At 63.5% G+C, this 19,809-nt stretch carries 22 protein-coding genes; 13 read left to right on the top strand and 9 right to left on the bottom strand.

The window, feature by feature from the left end:
- Positions 1–44: 44 nt before the first annotated feature.
- The 7 genes from rsfS (at position 45) to FHW96_RS07870 (ending at position 5,289) form a co-directional block, all read left to right on the top strand.
- On the top strand, positions 45–452 hold the full coding sequence (gene rsfS / locus FHW96_RS07900; RefSeq protein ID WP_172340027.1) for a ribosome silencing factor: 408 nt from the start codon (positions 45–47) through the stop codon (positions 450–452).
- Between the two features lie 54 nt (positions 453–506).
- Positions 507–929, top strand: coding sequence for a 23S rRNA (pseudouridine(1915)-N(3))-methyltransferase RlmH (locus FHW96_RS07895; RefSeq protein WP_172340026.1), 423 nt, complete (start codon positions 507–509; stop codon positions 927–929).
- 36 nt (positions 930–965) lie between these two features.
- The gene (locus FHW96_RS07890; protein WP_253950817.1) at positions 966–2,156 is read left to right on the top strand and encodes a murein hydrolase activator EnvC; all 1,191 of its coding nucleotides are present in this window, start codon (positions 966–968) and stop codon (positions 2,154–2,156) included.
- A gap of 77 nt (positions 2,157–2,233) precedes the next feature.
- Positions 2,234–3,571, top strand: a complete 1,338-nt coding sequence (locus FHW96_RS07885; RefSeq protein WP_172340024.1) for a S41 family peptidase — start codon at positions 2,234–2,236, stop codon at positions 3,569–3,571.
- Position 3,572: 1 nt separating this feature from the next.
- Entirely contained in the window at positions 3,573–4,040 is a 468-nt protein-coding gene (locus FHW96_RS07880) for a disulfide bond formation protein B (RefSeq protein WP_172340023.1), read from the top strand.
- Positions 4,041–4,056: 16 nt separating this feature from the next.
- Entirely contained in the window at positions 4,057–4,575 is a 519-nt protein-coding gene (locus FHW96_RS07875; RefSeq protein WP_172340022.1) for a demethoxyubiquinone hydroxylase family protein, read from the top strand.
- Positions 4,576–4,686: 111 nt separating this feature from the next.
- Complete coding sequence (locus FHW96_RS07870; protein WP_172340021.1) at positions 4,687–5,289, top strand: hypothetical protein; 603 nt, start codon at positions 4,687–4,689, stop codon at positions 5,287–5,289.
- On the opposite strand, the gene xth is transcribed toward FHW96_RS07870, so the two are convergent.
- The 3 genes from xth to FHW96_RS07855 all read right to left on the bottom strand — a co-directional run bounded on the left by xth (position 5,290) and on the right by FHW96_RS07855 (position 7,143).
- The gene (xth, locus tag FHW96_RS07865; RefSeq protein WP_172340020.1) at positions 5,290–6,063 is read right to left on the bottom strand and encodes an exodeoxyribonuclease III; all 774 of its coding nucleotides are present in this window, start codon (positions 6,061–6,063) and stop codon (positions 5,290–5,292) included.
- 241 nt (positions 6,064–6,304) lie between these two features.
- Positions 6,305–6,643 (bottom strand): iron-sulfur cluster insertion protein ErpA, encoded by a 339-nt coding sequence (erpA, locus tag FHW96_RS07860; protein ID WP_172340019.1) that lies wholly within the window; start codon positions 6,641–6,643, stop codon positions 6,305–6,307.
- 71 nt (positions 6,644–6,714) lie between these two features.
- The gene (locus tag FHW96_RS07855; protein WP_172340018.1) at positions 6,715–7,143 is read right to left on the bottom strand and encodes a CBS domain-containing protein; all 429 of its coding nucleotides are present in this window, start codon (positions 7,141–7,143) and stop codon (positions 6,715–6,717) included.
- 169 nt (positions 7,144–7,312) lie between these two features.
- Here FHW96_RS07855 and FHW96_RS07850 point away from each other — a divergent pair, with 169 nt between their 5' ends.
- Positions 7,313–7,612 carry a hypothetical protein gene (locus FHW96_RS07850; protein WP_172340017.1) on the top strand — a complete coding sequence of 100 codons (300 nt, stop codon included), beginning with the start codon at positions 7,313–7,315 and terminating at the stop codon, positions 7,610–7,612.
- Here FHW96_RS07850 and FHW96_RS07845 read toward each other — a convergent pair.
- The 5 genes from FHW96_RS07845 to FHW96_RS07825 all read right to left on the bottom strand — a co-directional run bounded on the left by FHW96_RS07845 (position 7,594) and on the right by FHW96_RS07825 (position 11,122).
- The gene (locus FHW96_RS07845; RefSeq protein ID WP_172340016.1) at positions 7,594–7,965 is read right to left on the bottom strand and encodes a ferredoxin; all 372 of its coding nucleotides are present in this window, start codon (positions 7,963–7,965) and stop codon (positions 7,594–7,596) included. The genes FHW96_RS07850 and FHW96_RS07845 overlap by 19 nt on opposite strands.
- The gene (locus FHW96_RS07840) at positions 7,956–8,387 is read right to left on the bottom strand and encodes a thioesterase family protein (RefSeq protein WP_172340015.1); all 432 of its coding nucleotides are present in this window, start codon (positions 8,385–8,387) and stop codon (positions 7,956–7,958) included. The genes FHW96_RS07845 and FHW96_RS07840 overlap by 10 nt, the downstream gene beginning before the upstream one ends.
- A 195-nt stretch (positions 8,388–8,582) precedes the next feature.
- Positions 8,583–9,011, bottom strand: a complete 429-nt coding sequence (locus tag FHW96_RS07835; RefSeq protein ID WP_172340014.1) for a DUF2497 domain-containing protein — start codon at positions 9,009–9,011, stop codon at positions 8,583–8,585.
- A 42-nt stretch (positions 9,012–9,053) separates the two neighbouring features.
- Entirely contained in the window at positions 9,054–10,517 is a 1,464-nt protein-coding gene (locus FHW96_RS07830) for a TolC family outer membrane protein (RefSeq protein WP_172340013.1), read from the bottom strand.
- Positions 10,517–11,122, bottom strand: a complete 606-nt coding sequence (locus FHW96_RS07825) for a protein-L-isoaspartate O-methyltransferase (RefSeq protein ID WP_253950816.1) — start codon at positions 11,120–11,122, stop codon at positions 10,517–10,519. Before FHW96_RS07825 ends, FHW96_RS07830 begins: the two co-directional genes overlap by 1 nt.
- Before the next feature lie 293 nt (positions 11,123–11,415).
- Here FHW96_RS07825 and FHW96_RS07820 point away from each other — a divergent pair, with 293 nt between their 5' ends.
- Both FHW96_RS07820 and FHW96_RS07815 read left to right on the top strand, forming a co-directional pair.
- Complete coding sequence (locus FHW96_RS07820) at positions 11,416–12,936, top strand: fumarate hydratase (RefSeq protein WP_172340012.1); 1,521 nt, start codon at positions 11,416–11,418, stop codon at positions 12,934–12,936.
- 258 nt (positions 12,937–13,194) lie between these two features.
- Positions 13,195–13,923 carry a metallophosphoesterase gene (locus FHW96_RS07815; protein WP_172340011.1) on the top strand — a complete coding sequence of 243 codons (729 nt, stop codon included), beginning with the start codon at positions 13,195–13,197 and terminating at the stop codon, positions 13,921–13,923.
- 32 nt (positions 13,924–13,955) lie between these two features.
- Here the strand turns inward: FHW96_RS07815 and FHW96_RS07810 are convergent, their stop codons facing one another.
- Positions 13,956–14,645 carry an OmpA family protein gene (locus tag FHW96_RS07810; RefSeq protein WP_172340010.1) on the bottom strand — a complete coding sequence of 230 codons (690 nt, stop codon included), beginning with the start codon at positions 14,643–14,645 and terminating at the stop codon, positions 13,956–13,958.
- A 253-nt stretch (positions 14,646–14,898) separates the two neighbouring features.
- Here FHW96_RS07810 and FHW96_RS07805 point away from each other — a divergent pair, with 253 nt between their 5' ends.
- The 3 genes from FHW96_RS07805 to lspA all read left to right on the top strand — a co-directional run bounded on the left by FHW96_RS07805 (position 14,899) and on the right by lspA (position 19,807).
- Positions 14,899–16,140, top strand: coding sequence for a hemolysin family protein (locus tag FHW96_RS07805; RefSeq protein WP_216650830.1), 1,242 nt, complete (start codon positions 14,899–14,901; stop codon positions 16,138–16,140).
- Positions 16,141–16,433: 293 nt separating this feature from the next.
- A complete protein-coding gene (ileS, locus tag FHW96_RS07800; RefSeq protein ID WP_172340006.1) occupies positions 16,434–19,265 on the top strand; it encodes an isoleucine--tRNA ligase in 2,832 nt (943 codons plus the stop codon).
- On the top strand, positions 19,262–19,807 hold the full coding sequence (gene lspA / locus FHW96_RS07795) for a signal peptidase II (protein ID WP_172340005.1): 546 nt from the start codon (positions 19,262–19,264) through the stop codon (positions 19,805–19,807). The genes ileS and lspA overlap by 4 nt, the downstream gene beginning before the upstream one ends.
- Positions 19,808–19,809: the final 2 nt, after the last annotated feature.

Here is a 19,809-nt window from a genome sequence, read left to right as displayed (position 1 = left end):
AGCCGGAGCGGGCCTGCCACCAGAGAGGAGTTATTCTGACCTACATGCCCGATCCTATCACCCCTTCGCCCGCCATCCCGGCGGCGAAACCCGTTTCCACGCTGCCCGACGCCGAACCCGGTTCGCTGCACGCGCTGGTCCTGCAATCGCTTGACGACGATCAGGCGCAGGAAATTGTCTCCATCCCGCTGGAAGGCAAGACCTCGGTGGCCGATCACATGGTGATCGCATCGGGCCGTTCCACGCGTCAGGTGGCCGCGATGGCCCAGCATCTGGCCGAGCGTATCAAGCACGGCGGCTTTGGCCATGTCCGCATCGAAGGTCTGCCTGCGGCGGATTGGGTGTTGATCGATGCCGGCGATATTGTCGTCCATCTGTTCCGCCCCGAAGTGCGCAACTTCTATAATCTGGAACGCATGTGGGGCTTTGACGGACCCAGCGGTGCGGCCTGATCTGCACGACTGATCAGGCTTTTCGGGGGCGCGGCAAAAGGACGGGTCGGCACGATGCTGCTGCATATACTGGCCCGTGGGCGGATTGCCCGCTCGCCCGAAGGAGAGATGCTGGACCGCTATTTGAAGCGGATTAGCTGGCCGGTGAAGCACACCGAATTGCCGGACCGGGGCGGTACCATTCCCGCCCTTGCCACCCCTGCCCGCCGCGTTTTGCTCGACGAGCGCGGGCGCCAGCTTTCTTCGGAAGAATTTGCCGCGATGCTGGGGCGTTGGCGCGATGATGGCGTGCGCGAGGTGCGCTTTGAAATCGGCGCGGCCGATGGGCATGGCGACGCCGGGCGCGAAGGGGCCGATCTGCTGATCGCTTTTGGCGCGATGACATGGCCCCATCTGATGGCGCGCGCGATGCTGGCCGAACAATTGTGGCGCGCCACCGCGATCCTGTCGGGCCACCCCTATCACCGGGCGAATTGAACGATGCGGGCGGGGGTCTTGCTGATTGCCGCTTTCATGGCCGGTGCCGCCGCGGCGCAGGTGGTCAATGTGCTGGACGATCCGGCGCAAAGCCCGGCGCAAACAAGGCGCGATCTGGCCGCCGCGCAGGCCCAGGCCAGTCAGGCGCGCGCCCGGGCCGAGAACCTTGAACGCGGAGCGCAGCAGGCCAGTGCCGCCGCCGATAAAGCCGCCCGTGAAGCCGCCGCTCTGGCCGCGCGGATTCAGGAGGCCGAGGCGCAAATCGTGGCAGACGAGGCGCGCATCCGCATCATCGAACAACAGCGCAAGGATTTGCGGGCGGAACTGGCGCAAAGGCAAAAGCCGCTGGTCGAGCTGACCGGGGCTTTGCAGCGCCTGTCGCGCCGCCCGCCGCTGGTGGCCTTGCTGCGCCCCGGCTCGCTGGCGGACAGTGTGCATACGCGCGCCTTGCTGGAAAGCATGTTGCCGCAGGTGCAGCGCCGCACCGCCGCCTTGCGCAGCGAACTGGCCCGCGCCCGCGCGCTGCAGGAACAGGCCAAGGTGGCTGAGGCCGCGCTGCATGGCGAGATTGCCGCACTGGGTACCCGCCGCCGCGATCTGGGCGCGATGGAGTCCCGCCAGCGTCAGGCCGCGCGTGAGGCCAATGGCGGGGCAAGCCGCGAGGCCGAACGCGCGCTGGCTCTGGGCGAAAAGGCGCGTGATCTGGGCGGATTGCTCGATGGGCTGGAGCAGGCCGCCGCGCTGCGCGACCGTCTGGCGGCGCTGCCCGGCCCGGTGCTGCGCCCTGCGTCAGGCTGGACGGCGGGGGGCCAGATGGCGCAGGAGGCCGCCTATGCCCCCTCGCCCAGCCCGACACCCACAGCCCTCCCTGATTTCCTGCTGCCGGTGACGGGGCGGCTGATCTCGGGCTTTGGCGATGCTTCACGTGGAACAGCCGCGCGCGGCATCACGCTGTCGGTGCGCCCTCAGGCGCAGGCGGTGGCCCCATCGGCGGGGCGGATTGCCTTTGCCGGACCTTTTGCCGGCTATGGCCAGATCATCATCATCGATCATCCGGGCGGCTTTACCAGCCTGATCACCGGGCTTGACCGGATTTCGGCGCAGGTGGGCGACAATGTCGTGGCCGGATCGCCTTTGGGCGCGGCGGGCGGGGGGCAGCCCCAGATTACGCTGGAATTGCGCAGAGATGGCAAGCCGGTGAACCCTTTGGATCAACTCAGGCGTTGAATCTTGCATCATAGCGTATCTGGCATTCCGCGCCCAACCCGGCTAGGTTTGCCGTCGATTATCCAGAAAGGCCCCCCATGCGTTCACGTTTAGCCACTCTTGCCCGCGCCGGACTTATGCTGGGGGCGGTGGCGATGGTGCCGGTGGGCACGGCGGGTCTGGCCGCCGTCGATGGGCGCGTGGCGCCGCAATTTGCCCGCCTTTACACGGTCTACAGCCTGATCAAGGCGCATTATGTCGATCAGACCGATGATGAAAAACTGGTCAAGGGCGCGATCGACGGGATGCTCTCCAGCCTCGATCCGCATTCCTCCTATCTCGACGGGGCCAGCTTGGAACGGCTGCGCACGATGATTGACGGGGGCTATGCGGGCCTTGGCATTTCGGTGGTGCAGGAAGATGGCGCGGTCAAGGTGGTCAGCCCGATGCGCGGCAGCCCGGCCGAGCAGGCAGGCGTCAAGGCGGGCGATTATATCACGCATCTGGATGGCAAATTCATTGTCGATGGCGATCTGGACGATGCCGTGGCCAAGATGCGCGGCGCGGCGGGCACACAGATCAAGCTGACCATCTATCGCCCCGGCCGCGAGGAGCCGTTCGACCTGACGCTGACCCGCGCGGTGATCACGCTGGAGCCGGTGACGGGCAAGCTGGAAGGCAATGTGGCGGTGATCACCGTCAATGAATTCAGCCATGACGTGGGCCGTCTGGTGTTTGAACAGATCCAGAAGCAGCGCGCTGCCGCAGGCAACCGTCTGACAGGCGTGGTGCTGGATCTGCGCTCGAACCCCGGCGGCGAGCTGGACGAGGCGGTGGCCCTGTCCGATCTGTTCCTGAGCGGCGGCACGGTGGTGTCGCAGCGCGGGCGTCAGGCGGGCGAGAATGCGGTCTATCGCGCCGAAACCTACTTCCCCGGCGATCTGGTCAAGGGGCTGCCGGTGATCGTGCTGATCGATGCCGGTTCGGCCAGCGCGTCCGAAATCGTCGCGGGCGCGCTTCAGGATCAACATCGCGCGTTGATTATGGGCGAGCGCAGCTTTGGCAAGGGCAGCGTGCAGACGATGATCCCTATCGACAGCGCCCATGCGGTGAAACTGACCACGGCGCGCTATTACACGCCTTCGGGCCGCAGCGTGCAGGAGGGCGGGATCGAACCCGACATCCGCGTGCCCCAGATTTCCGACCCCGACGCCCGCAAGCGCAGCGAAAAAGCGCTGCGCGAGAGCGATCTGCGCCGCCATCTGGTCAATGAAAAAGGCGTGGACGACAAGAAGCTGGAAAAGGACAACACGCCCGATCCGCGCTTCAAAATGACGCCCGAGGAATTGACCGAGAAGGGCATCAAGGATTTCCAGCTGTGGTATGCGCTGCAGACGATCAATCGCACGGCGACGCTGGCGGCAAAGGGCAAGTGAGATGAAAAATCTGAGTAAGGCCAATCTGGTTGCTCTGGCGGTGCCGCTGGCGCTGTTGGGCGGGGCCTATGGGTTTCAGTATATCGGCGGCCTTGTGCCTTGCGAGATGTGCTGGTGGCAGCGTTATGCCCATTTTGCCGCGCTGGGGCTGGCGGTGGCGGCATTCGTGTTGCCGGTGAAGCGTTTGTTTGTGGCACTGTCGGGTCTTGCTCTGGTGGCGGCCTCGGCGATTGGCGGCTATCATGCAGGCGTCGAATATGGCTGGTGGAAGGGCCTGACCGAATGCACCACCACGGTCAGCTTTTCCAATGGCGGCGATCCTTTGGCCGCGATCATGGCGGCGCCCGTCATCCGCTGCGATGTGGTGCAGTGGAAGCTGATGGGCATTTCGATGGCCGGTTTCGATTTCCTGATTTCGGGCGCAGCGGCGCTGGTGGTTTTCGCGCTGATGGCGCGGAACAAGGGTTGAGATGGGGAGCGTTGAGATGGCGGTTTCGCAGCGCGTGAAGCGGATGGTGCGCGTCGATCAGGCAGGGGAATATGGCGCGGTGCGCATCTATGCCGGGCAATTGGCGGTGATGGGCGATCGCGGTCCGCATTCGGCCAAGATCCGCGAGATGGAAGCGCAGGAAGTGGACCATCGCGCATGGTTCGACCGGCTGATCGTCGAGAGGCAGGGGCGGCCTACGGTGCTTCAGCCGATCTGGCATGTCGCGGGCTTTGCGCTTGGCGCGGCCACGGCGCTGATCGGGCCGGAGGCGGCGATGGCCTGCACCGCGGCCATCGAGACCGAGATCGACAAGCATTATACCGAGCAATTGGAAGAACTGGGCGATGAGGACCCTGAACTGGCGGGCCTGATCGAAAAGGCGCGCGATGACGAGCGCGAACACCGCGACACCGCCCTTGCCAATGGGGCGGAGCGCGCGCCGGCCTATCCGCTGCTCTCGGGGGCTATCCGGTTGGGGTGCCGGTTGGCTATCAAGCTGTCGGAACGTATCTAAATTGTTCTGGCGCAAGGCCGGGTGCAGCCAACTTCAGCTAGCATTCACCCGCTATCGCAGAGGGCTTGGTCAGCCTATATTGCCGCCAAACGCATTGAGGAGCCTGTTGCCATGTTTCGCCCGATTCTCACCCTCGCTGCCGTTTTGAGCATGGCTGCCCCCGCTCTTGCCGCCCAGCAAAATGGAGCGCAACCGACCGGCACGCAGATCACCGCGCCGGGGGGCGAGCGGGTCAATATGGTCATCATCTTTGGCGATGATGCCTGTCCGCAGGGCAAGGGCGACGAAATCACCGTCTGCGCCCGCAAGGCCGAGGGCGAGCGCTATCGCATTCCGGAGCCGTTCCGCGAGAACACCGGCGGGCCGAAGAACGAATCGTGGAATAACAAGGTGATCGCCTATGAGCGCGTCGGTTCAACCGGTGCTCAAAGCTGTTCGCCGGTAGGCGCGGGCGGGCAGACGGGCTGCGTCTCGCAATTCATCAAGAATGCCTATGCCGAGCGCAAGCAGTCGAGCGACGTGCAGTTTTCCAAGATGATCGAGGCCGAGCGCGAAAAGCGTCTTGGCAAGATCGACACCGAAGCCGCGCGCACCCAGTCCGATGTCGAGGACGAGGAAAAGGCCTATTTCGCCCGCAAGCAAAAGCAGGCTGAAGCCGAAGCTAAGGCGAAGGCAGAGGCCGCGCAGCACGGCCCCCCTGCCCCCGGTCAATAATTAATCGCGGATTTCGACCCAGACGGGCGCATGGTCGCTGGCCTTTTCCCGGCCGCGATGCGCCTTGTCCACTCCGCAGGCCACCAGCCGATCCGCCAGTTCGGGCGAGAGCAGCGCATGGTCGATGCGGAAGCCATTGTCCTTCTGCCATGCGCCCGCCTGATAATCCCAATAGGTCCACACGCCGCCGTTGGGATTATGGGTGGCGATGGCATCGGTCCAGCCATCGTGCAGCAGGCGCAGATAGGCATCGCGCGATTCGGGCTGCATCAGCGCATCCTCGGCCATCGCCTTGGGGTTCCAGATGTCGCGGTCGGTGGGAATGACGTTGAAATCGCCCGTGACGATGGCGGGGATTTCCAGCGCCTTTAATTCGGCCATCCGCGCGCGCAGACGCTCCATCCAGCGCAATTTATAGTCGAATTTGGGGCCGGGTTGGGGATTTCCATTGGGCAGATAGATGCCCGCGATCCGCACGCCTCGCACTTCGGCTTCGATATAGCGGCTCTGTTCGTCCTCAGGCTCGCCCGCAAGGCCGCGCTGGGTTTCAACCGGCTTCTCGCCCCGCGCAAGGATCGCCACGCCGTTAAAGCTCTTCTGGCCGTGCCAGATCGCCTGATAGCCGATCTTTTCAAACTCATCGGCCGGAAAGCCCTCGTCCTGCGTCTTGATCTCCTGAAGGCAGGCCACGTCGGGCTGCGTTTCCTCCAGCCATTCCAGCAGGCGCGGCAGGCGGGCCTTGATGCCGTTGATGTTGAAGCTGGCGATTTTCATGAGGATGCAGGTCCTTGGGAAGAGAAGTCTTAGGTGCCTCCGGCGGGCAAAGGGACTCGGTCCCTTTGCAATCCCATGACTGGGAAAGTGCCAGAGGCAATGTCACCTTCTCTTACCGTCGGAGACAATAAATTAAAGCGGCTTTGCCGCATAATGCCCGGTCGCGAATCTCACGCCACCCCATTATCGGGATTGCAAAGGGCCAAGACCCTTTGCCCGCCGGAGTCATTAACCCTTAACCTCAAACCGCAAACGAAGACCCGCACCCACACCCGGCCACGGCATTGGGATTTTCGACCTTGAACGCCGCCCCGCCCAGCGACTCGACATAATCGACGACGCAACCCGAAACGAGATCGAGGCTGAGCGAATCGACGACGAGCTTGACGCCATCGGTTTCGACGACCGTGTCATCGCCCTCAATGCTTTCGGCCAGACCATAGCGATATTGAAAGCCCGAACATCCGCCCCCTTCGACGGCAAGGCGCAGCATGGCCGGTTTGCCCTGCTTCTGCGCGATCCACGCGACTCGGGCGGCGGCGGAGGGGCTGAGGGTGATGGTGGGGGCGGTGTCAGTCATAGGTCTATATGTAGGCGCGCGCCCGCCCACTCGCAAGGCGGGCGCGCGCCCATCAATCCAGATGACAGCGGTCAGGCCATCTGGATGTAATCACGCAGAGCATCGGCTTCGCCCTGGATGCGGTCGATCCGGTATTTAACGAGGTCGCCGATGGAGATGAAATCAACCATCCGCCCTTCGCGCAGCACCGGCAGGTGGCGGATACGGCGGCGGGTCATCAGGCCAAGTGCCTCAAGGGCCGAGGTTTCCGGGTCCACCGTGATCGCGGGTGAGGTCATCACCTGACCCACGACCATGTCGAGCAGGGCCGGGCCATGTTCGTTGAGGCGCGAGATCACATCGCGTTCGGAAAAGATCCCGGCAATGGCATGACCATCTAGCACGGGGATCGCGCCGATCCTCTTGTCCGCCAGCAGGGCGATGGCATCGCGCACTTTCATCGAGACGGTACAGCCAACGATATTAACGTTGCGGCCTTCGATCAGACGAGCAATCGACATGTTTCCTCCATCTCCCTTTTGGCGGGCTTTTTGTCTATTTGTATGAGTATGACATAGGCCATCCCCCATGAAAAGTGGGGAATTGCGCGGGTTTTGGTGCTTGGCCCGTTAACTGTCACCCATGCGCCACGCTTGAAACATGATCCCCAAAGGCGCATGAAGACGCGCAATGACCAACCGTGCTCCTTTTTCCGATACGGCTCAGGCCGCCGCTGCATGGGCGCGGTTTCGGCGCATCATGCGCTGGATGTTTCTGGTGACGATGACCACGGTGATCGGGGCCCTGACCGTCCTGTACAAACAGGAAGGCATGGTCAGCCCGCATTTCTATATCGCGGTGGCGATCGGCGTGTCTTTTGCGATGCTGTTGATGTCGGCGCTGATGGGGCTGGTTTTCCTCTCCAGCGCCAGCGGGCATGACGAGGATGTCAACGAAGGCCCCAAGGACGATCAGGGCCTGAGTCGGTAATCCTCCACCGGCACGCCGCCGATGATATGTTCCTGAAGGATGCGTTCGAGCACATCCTCGGTGCAGGAATGATACCAGACGCCATCGGGATAGACCACCGCCACTGGCCCGGCAAAGCACACACGCAGGCAATCGGCCTTGCTGCGCATCACGCCCGCCTCGGTCAGACCCAGTTGCTTGACCCGCTTTTTGAGATAGGCCCAAGCCTTGCCGCCCACCGCAGGCGCGCAGCATTCGCCTTTTTGCGGTTCGGCGCAGAGGAAGATGTGGCGCTGAACCCCACCCGGTGCGGCGGCCCCGGCCTTGGCCAAGGCGGCCTGCGCCAGCGCGATTTCGTCAGGCTTTACCGACATTTCCATGCCTCGATTGCTTCGCGCAGCCCCTCGGGCAGCGGCGCGGCCTTGCCATCCACCACATGCACCGCCACCGCCTCCGCCAGCGCGACCGGGCGGCCGTCCTGCGTCAGCAGATGGCGCAGGCGCAGGCTGCGGTCCCCCACCGCCGAAAGGCCCGAATGGATCACCAGAGGATGGGGATAATGGGCCTGCGCCAGATAATCGATATTGAGCGAGACGACCATCGTCTGCGCGCCTGCCGGGATAGCCTTGGCAAAGCCGCTGGCCATATGGAAACGCACGCGGGCGTCTTCAATGATCGCCGCCATGGCCACATTGTTGATGTGGTTGTTCGGGTCCAGATCGGCATAACGGGTCGTCACCTCGCAAACATGCGGGTAACCGGCGGGATCGAGCAAAGCGGGATCGGGTTTGGCCATGCCCTTGTCCTATCAGGACAAAGACGGGAGGGCTAGCGCCTCTGTGTTGGTGCGCTCCGGGCATCCGCCCGGAGCTTACGGCACCAGCCCTCTCCCCCGGCCCTACCACCCATTTGGTGTACCCTGTGGGTGGTAGGGCCGGGGGAGAGGGCTGGTGCCGCTAGGAAATCGCGCAGGCGATTTCCCGTCCAACTTTCAGCCCTTCTTGCCGACGATCTTGGCGATTTCGGCGGCGACCATCCGTTCGACCATCGCGGGCAGGTTCTGGTCCAGCCATTCGCGCAATGCGGGCTTGAGCAGATCGGCCACCAATCCTTCGAGCGAGGTTTCGCCGCTGCGCACGATCTGGGGGGGGCGGCTGGGCTGTGACATCATGGCCAAAGCGGCCAGAGATTCGCGCATCGAGGAGATAGCCGGTTCGCTGATGAGGTCGGCCGCGGGGCTAGTCGGGGTGGGGTCCTCGTGAAAATACTGATCCGAATCAGCCAGATCCAGCACATCGTCCTCATGCGATTCGACCACATTCAGCCGGGGGGCGGCCGTCGGGGCACGATTGTCACGCGCGATGACTTTTTTAATCGAATCAAGGATTTCCTCGACCGAAGGTTCGCCCTGTGCGCGCATGAATTGTGCCCCTGAAAATCGCATTATCGCCGAAATCGGCCCTCAATTGCCGAATGTTGAACCGTTCTGGGCAGGTGTGTCAACGGTGCGCGTGGGTTTGCCCGCGCCCTGCACCTTGTCTGCGCCCCAGTCGCCCAGCGCCCCGCGCGCCTCGCGATAGTGGATTTCCGGGTCATAGAGCGCGCCCGCATCCAGCCCCAGATCCTTGCCCGACACCCGGCCCATGGCCGAGAGCAGCGAGAAGCCCGCGACATAGGCATTGCGCCGCGCGGTCACCAGTTGCACCTGCGCGTTGACCAGTTCCTGCTCGGCGTTCAGGATATCCAGCACGGTGCGATTGCCCACGCTGTTTTCCGCCTTCACCCCGCGCAGCGAGAGTTCGGCCGCCTCCACCGCTGTCTGGCTGGCGAGGATGATTTCGTTGGCCGCGCGATAGTTCGAAAAAGAGGCGCGCACGCTGGCGATCACCTGCCGCTCGGTGGCGATTTCATTGTCCATCGCCTGCCCCTCGCGGGCCTGCGCCTGCTTGATCTGGGCGCTGGGCCGCCCGCCCTGATAGAGCGGGATCGTGGCGCGGATGCTGACATCGGCGGTGGCGGCTGATTGCGCGATGGGGAAAGGAAAATTGCCGCGCAGCGCCAGTTGGCCCAGATAATCGGTGTAATTGCCATTGGCCACCATGCTGACCTTGGGCATGCGCGAGGCGCGGGCCACATCGCTGTCAAACCCGGCGGCCTTGCTGCGCTCGCGCGCGGCGGCCAGATCGGGGTTGGCGTCCAGCGCAATGCCCACCGCATCTTCGGGCGCGGCGGGAAGGCTGGGCAGCGGCGGCGGCGGGGCCAGTTCGCCCGCCTCATGGCCGATGATCTGGATATAGGTCTCGCGCGCCTGCACCAGGCTGGCCTCGGCGCTGCGCAGATTACCTTGCGCCACGGCCAGACGGGATTGCGACTGCGCCACGTCGGTCTTGGTCACATCGCCGATCTGAAAGCGATCACTGGTGGCTTTCAGGTTGGTCACCAGCGTCTGCACCTGCGCCTTGTTCAGGCGCACGATGGCCTCGGTGCGGATCACATCCAGATAGGCGGTGACGGCCTGGGTAAATACACCCGCCTCGGTGGCGCGCAGATCATTGCGCCCGGCGATCACCCGCGTATCGGCGGCGCGGATCGCATTCTTCACCCCGCCCCCGCTGTACAGCGGCACCGACAAAGTGCCCACCGCTGTGACCATGCGCGGCATATCGGTGGTCGAGGCCGGGTTCTGGCGGACATATTCGGTTTCGGTGGCGGTGGCGTTCAAGGATGGCAGGCCATCGGCCCGGGCCAGCGGCACGCCCGCATCGGTGGCGCGCAATTGTTCGCGCGCGCCCAGCAGGGTAGGGTTGCTGGCATAGGTTGCGGCCAGAGCGCTGCGCAGATCCTCGGCATGGACGATCGGCGCCACAAGAACCATGGCCGGGCAGGACAAAAGCAGAAGCTTGCGCGTTACCCGGCCATTGATCATCAGAAACTCCAGTGTTTGGGCGCGGCCAGTTCGGCAATCGCGGGAATGCCAAGATCGGCCAGCGTCAGATAGGATACCGCGCCCGCCACCTTGCGGCCCAGCGCCAGGCGTGAAACGCCCTTTTCGACGAGGCCCGTGACGATACGGCCATCGGCGGCCAGCGCATCGTTCAGCACAGCAGGCACTTCGCCCGCCGCGCCGTCGATCAGGATCAGCGAATAGCCGGTGCCGGGCAGACCCTTGCCCAGATCGGCAGCGTCCACCTTGTCCACGCTGCCCGCAAGGCGCGCGACCACGGCGGCGAGGTAATCGCTGCCTGCGGTCACGACCAGAACCTTGTCCTGCGCGGTGGGCTGCGCGGCGCCCAGCACCTTGCCATGAAACAGCGGCGCGGGCAGCGCGCGGCCATTGCCCAGCGGCACGGCGCGGTCGATATAGGCGGCTGCGCGATTGGCGGCGGGCACGTAATCCTCACGCGCGACGCTGGCCAGAGCCGAAAGCACCCACGGCTCATTCACGCCGCAAGTGCGCAGCTGGCTGTCGATCATGGCGCGGCGGGCGGTGCCTGCCTCGGCGCCTTGGGGTGCATAGTGGATTTCGCTCATGCCATCACAATCCTTGACCAAGGCCGTATTACATACATAACACAGTAATGCAATAGGCCAGACCTGTGTTCGTTTATCGCGCGCGCTTCTAGGGCAAACGGCGGGCCAAAGCCAAGCGCTTTGACACGGGAATCCGGGCAAATTCGCCACAAGCGGCACCGACTTTTGTCATAACCGCCGCTTTACCCTTGGCGAAGCGGGGCAATCATGCCTATGGACCGCCCCAACCGATCATACGAATGCGCCTTGGCCCCCCTTCTCTATGGCCAAAGGCCCAGAGCGAAGGAGCCCCCATGGCCGAGTTGGTGACCATCAAAGAACAGGATCTGATCGACAGCGTGGCCGATGCGCTGCAATATATCAGCTACTATCACCCGATGGACTATATCCGCGCGCTGGGGGACGCTTACGAGGCCGAACAGGGGCCCGCCGCCAAGGACGCCATCGCCCAGATCCTGACCAACAGCCGCATGTGCGCTGAAGGGCATCGCCCGATCTGTCAGGACACCGGCATCGTCAACGTGTTCATCCAGTGGGGCCAGAACTGCATTCTGGAATCCGAGATGAGCCTGCAGGAAGTTGTCGATGAGGGCGTGCGCCGCGCCTATAACAACCCGGACAACAAGCTGCGCGCCAGCGTTCTGGCCGACCCGGCCTTTACCCGCCGCAACACGCGCGACAACACGCCCTGCGTTCTCCATGTCGATATGGTCAAGGGCAGCAAGATCCATGTGGACGTTGCGGCCAAGGGCGGCGGCTCGGAAAACAAGTCGAAGTTCAAGATGATGAACCCGTCCGATTCGATCGTCGACTGGGTGCTGGAAATGCTGCCCCAGATGGGCGCGGGTTGGTGCCCGCCGGGCATGCTGGGCATCGGCATTGGCGGCACGGCGGAACATTGCGTCCTGCTGGCCAAAAAGGCGTTGATGGAACAGATCGACATGGCCCAGTTGAAGCAGCGCGGGCCGCAGAACGATCTTGAGGCGCTGCGCATCGAGATCTTCGACAAGGTCAACGCGCTGGGCATCGGTGCGCAGGGTCTGGGGGGCCTCGCCACGATCCTCGACGTCAAGATCATGGACGCCCCCTGCCACGCGGCGGGCAAACCGGTCGCCATGATCCCCAACTGCGCCGCCACGCGCCACGCGCACTTCACGCTGGACGGCTCGGGCCCCTCCTATCTGGAAACGCCCAAGCTGGATCAGTGGCCGCAGGTTCACTGGACCCCCGATGCGGCGGCCAAGCGCGTCAACCTCGACACGCTGACAGCCGAAGAAGTGCAGAGCTGGAAGCAGGGCGACCGCCTGCTCTTGAACGGCAAGATGCTGACCGGCCGCGATGCCGCGCACAAGCGGATCAAGGACATGCTGGCCAAGGGCGAGGAACTGCCCGTCGATTTCAAGGGCCGCGTGATCTATTACGTCGGCCCCGTCGACCCGGTGCGCGAAGAAGTGGTCGGCCCCGCCGGCCCCACCACGGCCACCCGCATGGACAGCTTCTCCGACCTTATGCTCGATCTTGGCCTGCTGGCCAGCGTGGGCAAGGCCGAGCGCGGCCCCAAGGCCACCGAGTCCATCGCCAACCACAAGAGCGCCTATCTGATGGCAGTCGGCGGCGCGGCCTATCTCGTCGCCCGCGCGATCAAGGAATCCAAGGTCGTGGGCTTTGCCGATCTGGGCATGGAAGCGATCTATGAATTCACCGTCGAAGATATGCCGGTGACCGTCGCGGTCGATAGCGAGGGCAAGAATGTTCACCAGCTTGCCCCGCTGGTGTGGAAGGAAAAGATCGCGGCCGAGGGGTTGTTGGCCTAAGGTTTTTTGTCTCCGGCGGGCAAAGGGCGAAAGCCCTTTGCAATCCCGTTATGGGGTGGCGCCTCGTTTGCGGCGGGGCGTTTTGCGAGATGAATTGAAAGCCTGCGGCGCGGGGAGGTCACTCTCAAAAGCGCCGCAGGCTTTATTTTTGATACGGTGCGTCCGACACCTGTCCGCCGAACCCTTGGCGCAACGCAGACAATAATGGGAGCGCGAGGGACTAGTCCCTCGCATCATCTTCTTCTAATCCCCTCCCCCATGGCCATCCTCTTCCACATCTCCGACCTCCACTTCGGCGCCGAGGACCGCGCCGCGCTCGACTGGCTGAAACAGGAGATCGCGCGGGAAAAGCCCGACGCGGTCATTTGCACCGGCGACCTGACGATGCGGGGCACCGTGCGCGAATTTGGCGCGGCGGGGGATTATCTGCTCGGCCTTGGCGTGCCGGTCAGCATCGAGCCGGGCAATCACGACATGCCCTATTATTGGGAGATGGTGAGCCGCCTGCGCCGCCCCTTTGCCCGGTTTGAGGCTTTGCGCGCGCGGGCGCATTCGGACCTGCCGCTGGGCGATGTCACGCTGGCCTCGCTGCCCACGGTGACACCCGCGCAGTGGCGGATCAACTGGTCGAAGGGTTGCGTGAAACAGCCTGCGCTGAATGCCGCCCTGCGCCGTCTGGAGGGCGCACAGGGGCTGAAGCTGGCGGCCTGCCATCATCCGCTGGTCGATGCCGATACGCATGGCACGGGATCGACGCGCGGCGGACGGCGGGCGCTGGCGGCGTTGGCGGGTGCTGGGGTGGCCGCCGTGCTGTCGGGCCATGTGCATGACCCGTTCGACCTGAATGTTGAAACCGAAAACGGTCCGATCCGTATCATCGGCGCCGGCACTCTGTCCGAACGGACCCGCGCCACACCGCCCAGCTATAATCGTCTGGATTATACGCTCGAAACGGGCCTGAACGTGATGGTTCGGGCGGCGGGGTAAGCCCACCGCCCCAAATCCGTTACTGGCCCCTTTTACTGGCCGCGCGCGGCGTTCACCTGTTCCTGGGTGATGGGCACGATCTTGATTTCCACGCGGCGGTTCTTCGCGCGGCCCTCGGGCGTGGCATTGTCGGCCACGGGCATGGTCGCGCCATAGCCCTGGGTGCGGATGCGCGCCTGCGAGACGCCCTGCATGCCAAGGTAATCGCCCACTGTGCGCGCGCGATTTTCCGACAGGGTCTGGTTCAACTGGGCGCTGCCGGTGGAATCCGTGTGGCCATAGACGTCGATCAGGCTGTTGGGATAATCCTTCAGGCTCTGCGCAATCTTGTCCAGCGTGGGGCGGAATTGCGGGTGGAGCATATAGGAGCCGGTGTCGAAGGTCACGCCGTCGGGCAGGCTGAGCATGATCGAGCGGCCATCGTCGGAGGGGCGGATATCCACCCCGGTGCCTGCCGTCTGCTCGCGCAACTGCTTGATCTGCTTGTCGCGTTCATAGCCGATGGCGCCGCCCGCGATGCCGCCGATCCCTGCGCCGATGATGCGGCCCGTGCCGCCCCCGATCAGCCCGCCCAGCAACATGCCGCCCAGCGCGCCCGCGCCCGCGCCGATGGCCGTGCGCGAAACCTTTTGCTGACCGGTGTTGGGATCGGTCACGCAGCCCGAAGTTACCAGCAGCGCGGCAACGGCAAAACCGGCGGTGAAAATACGTGCCTTGGTCATGGGTCTCTCTCCATGGAAATCGGCCCGCGGTGGGCCCCCTCGTACTTGCGCATTTCAGCGATTGTGCCTGAATCTAGCATTGCTGAACGCAAGGAGCCATCGGTCTGGCAGTAATTTGTAACAGTTTTTATACGTTTCCTCGCGCCCCCTTCGCCTTTGCCGGCAAAGCTGCTAGGGATGGTGTGTGACACCCTTTCCCTGGATAGATGTTCTTGTCATTGGTGGGCTTATTGTCCTCAATGGCGTGTTTGCCATGTCAGAACTGGCAATTGTTTCGGCGCGCGCGGCAAAGTTGCGCGTGCTGGCCGATCGGGGCAATCGGGGGGCGCGGGCCGCGCTCGACCTGACCGCTGATCCGGGCAAGCTGCTCTCCACCGCGCAGATCGGCATCACGCTGGTTGCTGTGGTCACGGGCGCCTTTTCCGAGGCCAGTTTTTCGACCCCCGTGGCCGAAAGGATCGCCCATTGGGGCATCCCGCTTGCCTATGCCGACCGTCTGGCCAGCGTGCTGGTGCTGGGGCTGACCACCTTTGTCAGCCTGATTGTCGGCGAACTGGTGCCCAAACAGGTGGCGCTGGCCCATGCCGAGCGGATCGCGATCATCGCCTCGCCGCCCATGGCGATGATGGCGCGTTCGACCGCGCCGCTGGTGTGGCTGCTGCGCGTGTCTTCGGATGCCATCCTTGGCATGATCGGGGTGAAAACCGGCGAGGAGCAGCAGGTGACCGCCGAGGAAATCCACCTCGTTTTTGCCGAAGCGACGCGTTCGGGCGTGATCGAGGAGGAAGAGCGCGCGATCATGACCGGCATCATGCGCCTTGCCGAGCGCCCCGTGCGCGAGGTGATGACGCCGCGCACCGAAATCGACTGGATCGAACGCGGGGCCAGCGAATCGGAGGTGCGCGCCGCCATTGCCGAAAGCCCGCATTCGCTGCTGCCCGTGACCGATGGCGCGGTCGACAATATTGTGGGCGTGATCAAGGTGCGCGAGGTTCTGGCGCAATTGCTGGCCGGCGGGCCGCTGGATCTGGAAAGCCTGATCCATAAGGCCGAAATCGTGCCGGACCAGATCGACGCGATGGACGCGCTGCGCGTGCTGCAAAATTCAGGTCTGTCGATGGCGCTGGTGCATGACGAATATGGCCATTTGGAAGGCATCGTCACGCCCGCTGATCTGCTCTCGGCCATCGCGGGCCATTTCGCCTCCTATCAGGATGAAGGCGACAGCCCGCTGGTGGTCACGCGCGAGGATGGCTCGCTGCTGATTTCTGGCGCCCTGCCCGCCGATTCGCTGGGCGACCGTTTTGGCATCGAAGTGCCCGAAACGCGCGATTACGCCACCGTGGCGGGCTATGCGCTTTCGATTCTGAAGCGTTTGCCCAAGGAGGGCGATCACTTTGTGGATCAGGGCTGGCGGTGGGAGATCGTCGATATGGATCGGCGTAAGATCGACAAGCTGTTGGCGAGCAAGGTTGAGGTTTTGGAAGAGAGTTGAAATGCGAGGGTCTAGGCCCTCGCGCTCCCTTTACTGTCTGCGTTGCGCGTGGCGTTCGGCGTCAGGTGTGGGACGCGGCGTTTGAGATTTGAAAGCCTGCGGTGCGGACAGGCATGAGTTCACCGCGCCGCAGGCTTTCATAATATATCCCCACCCCCGCCAACCACGCGCCACCCCCATAATGGGATTGCAAAGGGACGAGTCCCTTTGCCCGCCGGAGGCAAAAGACAAAACGCATTCCCCCGCATCATTATTTGCGAAACCCCCCCCGAATCGCTAAGGCACGGCGCGTCATGACCGAGAAACGCGATTTTCGACCCACCGTCTTCCTGCCGAAGACTGATTTCCCCATGAAGGCCGGCCTTCCGCAGAAGGAGCCGGGCATTTTGAAGGGGTGGCAGGAGCAGGATCTCTACCGTGCCTTGCGCGATGCGCGCGCGGGGCGTGAGAAGTTCATTCTGCATGATGGCCCGCCCTATGCGAATGGCAACATTCACGTGGGCCACGCGGTTAATCATATCCTGAAGGACATGGTGGTTCGCACCCAGAGCCTGAAGGGTCTGGACGCGCCTTATGTGCCCGGTTGGGATTGCCACGGCCTGCCCATCGAGTGGAAGGTCGAGGAAGAATATCGCAAGAAGAAGAAGAACAAGGACGAGGTGCCGCCGCGCGAATTCCGCGCCGAATGTCGCGCCTATGCGCAGACCTGGGTTAATGCCCAGCGCGAGCAGTTGAAGCGTCTGGGTGTTAATGGCGATTGGGACAATCCCTATCTGACCATGGATTTTCAGGCCGAGGCGACCATCGTTGGCGAATTGCTGAAATTTGCCCAGTCGGGCCAGCTCTATCGCGGCGCCAAGCCGGTGATGTGGAGCCCGGTGGAAAAGACCGCTCTGGCCGAGGCCGAGGTCGAGTATGAGGACATCACCAGCACGCAGGTCGATGTGGCCTTCGAACTGGTCGAAGTGCCCGCCGCGCCCGAGCTGGTCGGCTCCAAGGTGGTGATCTGGACCACCACGCCATGGACCATCCCGACCAATCAGGCCCTCGCCTATGGCCGCGCGATCGATTATTCGCAGATCCGCGTGGGCGATCAGAAATATCTGATTGCCGAGCCGTTGATCGAGGCGTTTTTGAAGCGCATCGACGAGGATGGCTATGACTTCCTGATGTATGTGAAGGGGCCGGTTCTCAACGGGGCCAAGGCACGTCACCCGATGGCCGCGCGTTTCCCCGAATCCGAGTTCTTTACCAAGCTGCGCCCGCTGCTGGCCGGCGATTTCGTCACCGTCGAATCAGGCACCGGCTTTGTCCATATGGCGCCCGACCATGGCGAGGACGACTTTTTGCTGTGCAAGGCCAACAAGATCAACCCGGTCTTTGCGGTCGAGGGCGATGGCAAATATCGCGCCGACTGGCCTTGGCTGGGCGGCGAAGGGTCGGTCATCAACCCCAAGTTCAACGCGCCCGACGGTCCGATCTGTACCGCGCTGCGTGAAGAGGGCGGTTTGCTGGCGGCTTCGGCCGATTACAAGCATTCCTATCCCCATTCGTGGCGGTCCAAGGCCAAGGTGATCTTCCGCTGCACCCCGCAATGGTTCGTGCCGATGGACAAGGATCTGGCCCCGCTGAGCGAGGCCGACGACATGTTCGATCTGGCCACGATCCTTTCGCCTGACACTCTGCGCGAACGGGCCAAGCATGCGATTGCCGAAACGCGCTTTGTGCCCGAAAAGGGCCGCAACCGCATCGGCGCGATGGTCGAGGGCCGCCCCGACTGGGTGCTTTCGCGCCAGCGCGCATGGGGCGTGCCGATCACGCTGTTCGTTGATCGCAAGACCGGCGAATATCTGGTCGACAAGGCGGTCAACGCCCGCATCATCGCCGCCATCCGCGAGGAAGGCGTGGACGCATGGGACGAGGCGCGTGCGCAGGAATATCTGGGCGCGGATTACAACGCCGAGGATTACGAGCGCGTCACCGACATTCTCGACGTGTGGTTCGACAGCGGCAGCACGCATGCTTTCGTGATGGAAAGCGGTCGTTGGCCCGACCTCCTGCGCCCCGAGGGCTATCGCGGCCCGCGCGCCGACCTCTATCTGGAAGGCAGCGACCAGCATCGCGGCTGGTTCCAGTCCTCCTTGCTGGAAAGCTGCGCCACGCGCGGCCATGCGCCCTATAAGGCGGTGCTGACCCATGGTTTCACCATGGATTCCAAGGGCATGAAAATGTCCAAGAGCCTTGGCAACACGGTCGATCCGCTCAAGGTCATGGAGACTTACGGCGCGGATATCGTCCGCCTGTGGGCGCTGTCGGTGGATTACACCGAGGATCACCGCATCGGCGATGAAATCCTCAAAGGCGTGGCCGATCAGTATCGCAAGCTGCGCAACACGTTCCGCTATCTGCTGGGCGCGCTGGACGGTTTCAGCGATGCCGAAAAGCTGCCGGTTGAGGACATGCCCGAGCTGGAGCGCTACATCCTTGCGCTGCTGGCCAAGCTGGATGGTGAGCTTAAGGTGGCGGTCGATGATTTCGACTTCAACACCTATGTCCGCAGCCTCGTCGATTTCTGCAACGAAGACCTCTCGGCCTTCTTCTTCGATATCCGCAAGGACTCGCTCTATTGCGACGCCCCTACGGATACCAAGCGCCGCGCCTATCGCACCGTGCTCGACATCCTGTTCCACGCGCTGATCCGCTATGCCGCGCCCTTGCTGGTGTTCACTGCGGAGGAAGTGTGGAAGTCGCGCTTTGCCGATGCGGGCAGCGTGCATCTGCTGGAATGGCCGGTGGTGCCGGCGGTCTCGCTCGATGGCGAACGCTGGGACGCGCTTCGTGCCCTGCGCGCCGAGGTGCTGGCCGCCATCGAACCGCTGCGCCGCGACAAGACGCTGGGCTCCAGCCTTGAGGCACAGGTGATTGTGCCGGGTGATGCGCCGGAGGCCGATCTGGCCGAATTGTTCATCAGCGCGAGCGTTGTGCGCGGCGATGCGTTGAGCGTGGCCCGCACCGAAGCCCACAAATGCGGCCGCTGCTGGCGCCATCTCCCGGAAGTTTCCGAGGATGGCGACCTGTGTTCACGCTGCGATCAGGTTGTGGCGGGCATGGATGCCGCCGAATGACGACTCTTGCGCAAACTTCCCCTGTCAAAGCGCGCCTGCTCGGCTTTGCCGTGGCGGGGGCGGTGTTTGCGCTGGATCAGATCGTCAAATGGGCGATGATCGGCCCGCTCGACCTGCCCCGCGTCGAACAGATCACGCTGCTGCCCATTTTCAACTTCACCTGGGCGGAAAATTACGGCGTGTCGCTGGGCCTGCTCACGGCGGGTTCGGACCTTGAACGCTGGCTGCTGGTGGGCATGACCGGTGCGATTGCGCTAGGCGTGGCGGTGTGGATCTTTGTCGAGCGGCGCATGGGCGAAATCCTGCCCCTCGGCCTCGTGCTGGGCGGTGCGCTGGGCAATATCCTTGATCGCGTGGCCAAGGGTTTCGTCGTCGATTATGCCGATCTCCACATCGGATCGTATCGCCCCTTCTACATCTTCAACCTCGCCGATGTCGCCATCACCTTCGGCGTATTGATTATCCTTGCCCGGAGCTTTCTTTCGGGCAAAAAGCGTGGCCACATCAAGCTGGACGCCGCGCCGTCCACCCCGGAGAACTGAAC

Origin of the sequence: Novosphingobium sp. SG751A (assembly GCF_013149295.1) — a bacterium.
Lineage (GTDB): Bacteria > Pseudomonadota > Alphaproteobacteria > Sphingomonadales > Sphingomonadaceae > Novosphingobium.
Note: the sequence above shows the minus strand (reverse complement) of the source record. Positions and strands in the feature narration are given on the sequence as shown.

Bases quoted from the DNA above. Each gene is read 5' to 3' on its own strand.
- ileS (WP_172340006.1), top strand. From the start codon at position 16,434: ATGACCGAGAAACGCGATTTTCGACCCACCGTCTTCCTGCCGAAGACT.
- FHW96_RS07870 (WP_172340021.1), top strand. From the start codon at position 4,687: ATGTTTCGCCCGATTCTCACCCTCGCTGCCGTTTTGAGCATGGCTGCC.
- FHW96_RS07840 (WP_172340015.1), bottom strand. From the start codon at position 8,387: ATGGCCAAACCCGATCCCGCTTTGCTCGATCCCGCCGGTTACCCGCAT.
- FHW96_RS07820 (WP_172340012.1), top strand. From the start codon at position 11,416: ATGGCCGAGTTGGTGACCATCAAAGAACAGGATCTGATCGACAGCGTG.
- lspA (WP_172340005.1), top strand. From the start codon at position 19,262: ATGACGACTCTTGCGCAAACTTCCCCTGTCAAAGCGCGCCTGCTCGGC.
- FHW96_RS07875 (WP_172340022.1), top strand. From the start codon at position 4,057: ATGGCGGTTTCGCAGCGCGTGAAGCGGATGGTGCGCGTCGATCAGGCA.
- rsfS (WP_172340027.1), top strand. From the start codon at position 45: ATGCCCGATCCTATCACCCCTTCGCCCGCCATCCCGGCGGCGAAACCC.
- FHW96_RS07805 (WP_216650830.1), top strand. From the start codon at position 14,899: ATGTCAGAACTGGCAATTGTTTCGGCGCGCGCGGCAAAGTTGCGCGTG.
- FHW96_RS07880 (WP_172340023.1), top strand. From the start codon at position 3,573: ATGAAAAATCTGAGTAAGGCCAATCTGGTTGCTCTGGCGGTGCCGCTG.
- FHW96_RS07825 (WP_253950816.1), bottom strand. From the start codon at position 11,122: ATGAGCGAAATCCACTATGCACCCCAAGGCGCCGAGGCAGGCACCGCC.
- FHW96_RS07845 (WP_172340016.1), bottom strand. From the start codon at position 7,965: ATGTCGGTAAAGCCTGACGAAATCGCGCTGGCGCAGGCCGCCTTGGCC.
- erpA (WP_172340019.1), bottom strand. From the start codon at position 6,643: ATGACTGACACCGCCCCCACCATCACCCTCAGCCCCTCCGCCGCCGCC.
- FHW96_RS07895 (WP_172340026.1), top strand. From the start codon at position 507: ATGCTGCTGCATATACTGGCCCGTGGGCGGATTGCCCGCTCGCCCGAA.
- FHW96_RS07815 (WP_172340011.1), top strand. From the start codon at position 13,195: ATGGCCATCCTCTTCCACATCTCCGACCTCCACTTCGGCGCCGAGGAC.
- FHW96_RS07835 (WP_172340014.1), bottom strand. From the start codon at position 9,011: ATGCGCGCACAGGGCGAACCTTCGGTCGAGGAAATCCTTGATTCGATT.
- FHW96_RS07830 (WP_172340013.1), bottom strand. From the start codon at position 10,517: ATGATCAATGGCCGGGTAACGCGCAAGCTTCTGCTTTTGTCCTGCCCG.
- FHW96_RS07855 (WP_172340018.1), bottom strand. From the start codon at position 7,143: ATGTCGATTGCTCGTCTGATCGAAGGCCGCAACGTTAATATCGTTGGC.
- xth (WP_172340020.1), bottom strand. From the start codon at position 6,063: ATGAAAATCGCCAGCTTCAACATCAACGGCATCAAGGCCCGCCTGCCG.
- FHW96_RS07890 (WP_253950817.1), top strand. From the start codon at position 966: ATGGCCGGTGCCGCCGCGGCGCAGGTGGTCAATGTGCTGGACGATCCG.
- FHW96_RS07850 (WP_172340017.1), top strand. From the start codon at position 7,313: ATGACCAACCGTGCTCCTTTTTCCGATACGGCTCAGGCCGCCGCTGCA.
- FHW96_RS07810 (WP_172340010.1), bottom strand. From the start codon at position 14,645: ATGACCAAGGCACGTATTTTCACCGCCGGTTTTGCCGTTGCCGCGCTG.
- FHW96_RS07885 (WP_172340024.1), top strand. From the start codon at position 2,234: ATGCGTTCACGTTTAGCCACTCTTGCCCGCGCCGGACTTATGCTGGGG.